This window comes from Bacillus sp. 05T31, from assembly GCF_056396725.1.
In genome coordinates this window covers 1-3129 of sequence record NZ_JBFTMA010000527.1, presented here as the reverse complement: position 1 = coordinate 3129, position 3129 = coordinate 1, and the positions used below count along the sequence as shown (strand labels likewise).

At 31.4% G+C, this 3129-nt stretch carries 3 protein-coding genes and 2 pseudogenes; all 5 read right to left on the bottom strand.

Annotated features, from left to right (window positions below):
• A partial coding sequence (gene esaA / locus AC1DJR_RS23535) for a type VII secretion protein EsaA (RefSeq protein WP_477003630.1) occupies window positions 1-1457 on the bottom strand: 1457 nt, incomplete at its 3' end.
• A gap of 125 nt (window positions 1458-1582) precedes the next feature.
• Complete coding sequence (locus AC1DJR_RS23530; protein ID WP_000918598.1) at window positions 1583-1879, bottom strand: WXG100 family type VII secretion target; 297 nt, start codon at window positions 1877-1879, stop codon at window positions 1583-1585.
• Between the two features lie 307 nt (window positions 1880-2186).
• Window positions 2187-2615 carry an N-acetyltransferase family protein gene (locus AC1DJR_RS23525; protein ID WP_477003629.1) on the bottom strand — a complete coding sequence of 143 codons (429 nt, stop codon included), beginning with the start codon at window positions 2613-2615 and terminating at the stop codon, window positions 2187-2189.
• Window positions 2596-2984: pseudogene (locus tag AC1DJR_RS23520) on the bottom strand (cupin). The gene AC1DJR_RS23525 and the pseudogene AC1DJR_RS23520 overlap by 20 nt, the downstream one beginning before the upstream one ends.
• Window positions 2985-2996: 12 nt before the next feature.
• A pseudogene (locus tag AC1DJR_RS23515) lies at window positions 2997-3129 on the bottom strand (GNAT family N-acetyltransferase); the annotation flags it as partial.

Below are 3129 nucleotides of genomic sequence, written 5' to 3'. Positions count from 1 at the left end.
CTTGTACGATCCTCATCATCAATATGTAAGGCTCCTGTATTTCCATCTAGTTCAAATTCTTCTGGAATCTTTATCTTCAAAGTTTGTGAAGATTCCATTTTAATTACGTTCGCCGTATCACTAAATGTAATTCCCTCTGTATAAAGTTTATCCTTTACTTCTTTAATGGCGTTTCCTAAAGATATTTTATTTACAGGGTCATAATAAAAATTATTCTCTTTATTATATTTATTTGTAAATTGGATTACATTTTGCAGTTGTAATTTCGTTGTATCTGGCAAATCACTTTGAGCGATTTCTTCCATATTTAAACTAGGTAATTTCGCAATTAAATTTTCGATTTGTTTCTTTATTCGAACATCTGGTTGTTTCATTAATGTATTTATAAAGATTTCTTGCTTTCCATCGTTCGACATAGATTGCTTTAACTTTTTAATTATCGTCTCTTGAATATCACTTTCTAACTTTCCTGCAAGTTCTGTATCATATTCTGATACTTGTTTTTTTACATCTGTTAAATATTTTTGAATTGCTGAAGCATCAGCTAAAATATTTGGTTCTTTCTCTGAAAGCATAAATTGATTTGCAATAATTTTATTTGCCGATTCCAGTGAGCTTAACTGCTTTAAAGCATCACCTGCACCCATCTCACTCATGTATTGATTAAATTGACTCGAAAAATTATTAGCTAACAAATTATTATCAGATTGCATTTTTTGAAAGTTATTAAAACCTTCCAAATAAGTATTATTAGATTTATTTCCTTCATCTAATGTTTGACCAAACCCTTTTAAGACATCCTGAAATCCTTTAAAACTATTAACAGAAATTCCTGTATAGTCTTGTACCGTTTTAAATTGATTTGTATAATTTGCCAACGGACTATGTACATCTTTTTTGTACATATTTGTTTGAGTGTTTCCTTTTTCAATTATTTTACCTATATTATCTTGTGCGCCTTGCAATTTTCCGATAATACTTGCAAAATAAACATCAATTATTTGTTTATTAAAGTCCTCCAAAATCATAGAAGCTGTATTTTCAGCTTCAGCTTTCAAATCTTTATTCCCAGTCGCGTTTACTTTGTAGTTTAACGTTAATTTCTCCGGCAGTTCTGAATCAATCGCAACGGCCTTCCTAGAAAAATCATTAGGTATTACAATCATCATATTGTAATTATTATTTTTCAAACCATTTTCTGCTACTCCGCGACTAACTACGTACCATTCTTGTTTCGTATTTTTATTTACATTTTTAACAAATTGATCTCCAAACGCTATTTTATTCCCTYCAAATACAGTACCTTGATCTTCATTTACTAATGCAACTGTCATTTTTTGCGTGCTATTCTCATTAGCTTTCTTAACATTTTGATTTAATGCTAAATAGGAGACTCCTGTTGATAGCACAAGAGCTAAAATAATAAACAACAAGATGCTCCACTTAAACTTTTTCACTACTTATCACTCCTGCGGCTGCGAGTCTATTAAGTTAAGGACTCCTTATCTTACTCTAGTTTTAAAGCAATTTAGCCATACAACGAAAGTTGCATGGCTAAATTATATATTTCTTTTGCCCGTTTTTATTGTAGACCGAAATTACGAGAAAGATCTTCGTCGTGTCTAGCAACAGCCTCTGCAGTTTTATTAAGCTGCATATTAATTTCTTGTAATAGCTCTGCGAAGTTTTGTACTTTTGGTTTTAATTGATTGAACTGTTGATCAAAACCTTCGAAAGCACGACCTTCCCATTCTCCTCTTAATTCATTTTGTAAGTTTTGTAAYTGACGTAAAATRTCCTCAATTTGATTTGCACCTTGTCCATATCGAGTCGCTTTTGATTTAAGCTCCTCTGGTGACATACGAATTTGTCCTGCCATTATTAAATCCCCCTTAAAATTTTAAAATAGTAAAATTAACCCAAAATCAATTCTACAAATTGATTATATCAATAATTTAAAAATTTCTAAACAAAAAAATGATATTTTTCCAAAATTTCTCTTTTAACATAATAACATTATATTATATAATATAAATTTATTGTTTTTCTAAAGGACTGCTAAGCGTTTCTACCTCTATTTAATAATAAAAAGAAAACTTTTTTTACCCAAAATTCAGAATATAACCTTTACAAATTACATACTCATTTTCTTTTTCTTGTTTCTTCGCCCACTTAAAATCGTTTTCTCACTTCAACGTCATGATTACTTGTCTTTCAACGAAGCCAAAATCTTCGTACATTTCTTTTGCAAAGTTCCCTGTAAATACATTCAAGCGAATTTCTGAATACTTTTCTTGTAGTTCCTTGATCCCAGCTTTCATTAGTTTTCGTGATAATCCTCTCCCGCGATACTCTGAAAAAACATACAATTCATAAATAAAACCGAGTTTTTCACGAGAGAAATAGTCCACATTTTCTCCTATTAGTATCCATCCCACTACTTTATTTTCTTCYTTWRTRACTAWATAATATGCCCCTTTTTCTAYTAWWGGYTTTGTAATTTCAATCGCTTTTTCYKTACTTARYTGACAATTYCCTCTCGTTCCTTCGAAAAGTGATTGAGCTGCATAATGTAATATTTGTTTCGTTTCTTCCTCATCCGCTTTTGTAATCATTCCTTTCTCCCTCCTGCCCTCTAATCATCATTGAAATACCATTTTCAAGACCGTCTGACTCAATTACAATTGTCATCAATCCTTTTCCGTACTTGTTTCATGTAACTCGCCCTTCGCCCAAAACGCAGCTTGTCCAGCTCCTATCTTCACTTTTTCTTTATCTGATCCGCAAACAAATCCTTCTCCTTGTACAATTAGAAGCAGTTGAGATACAACTGCTTCATGATATCCAATAACTCCATTCGGTTGTAAATGCATAGAACCGATATGTATATTCCCTTGATGTTTTAATATTTTTGACATTATAAAGTTAGATTGAAATGCTGATATATGCTCTCCCACTTTTTCACTGAAATCAAAAATTTTCATTTCTGATCCTCCTTATATGTATAAAACCATTCTCACTGTTTGCAGCATATGTCCTTCGAAATCTTCTTCAAATTGCTCTAAAGCCGCAAAACCTTTTGCTTCATAAAATCGTTTTCCTTTTTCATTTTCCGCTTCTACATGAATG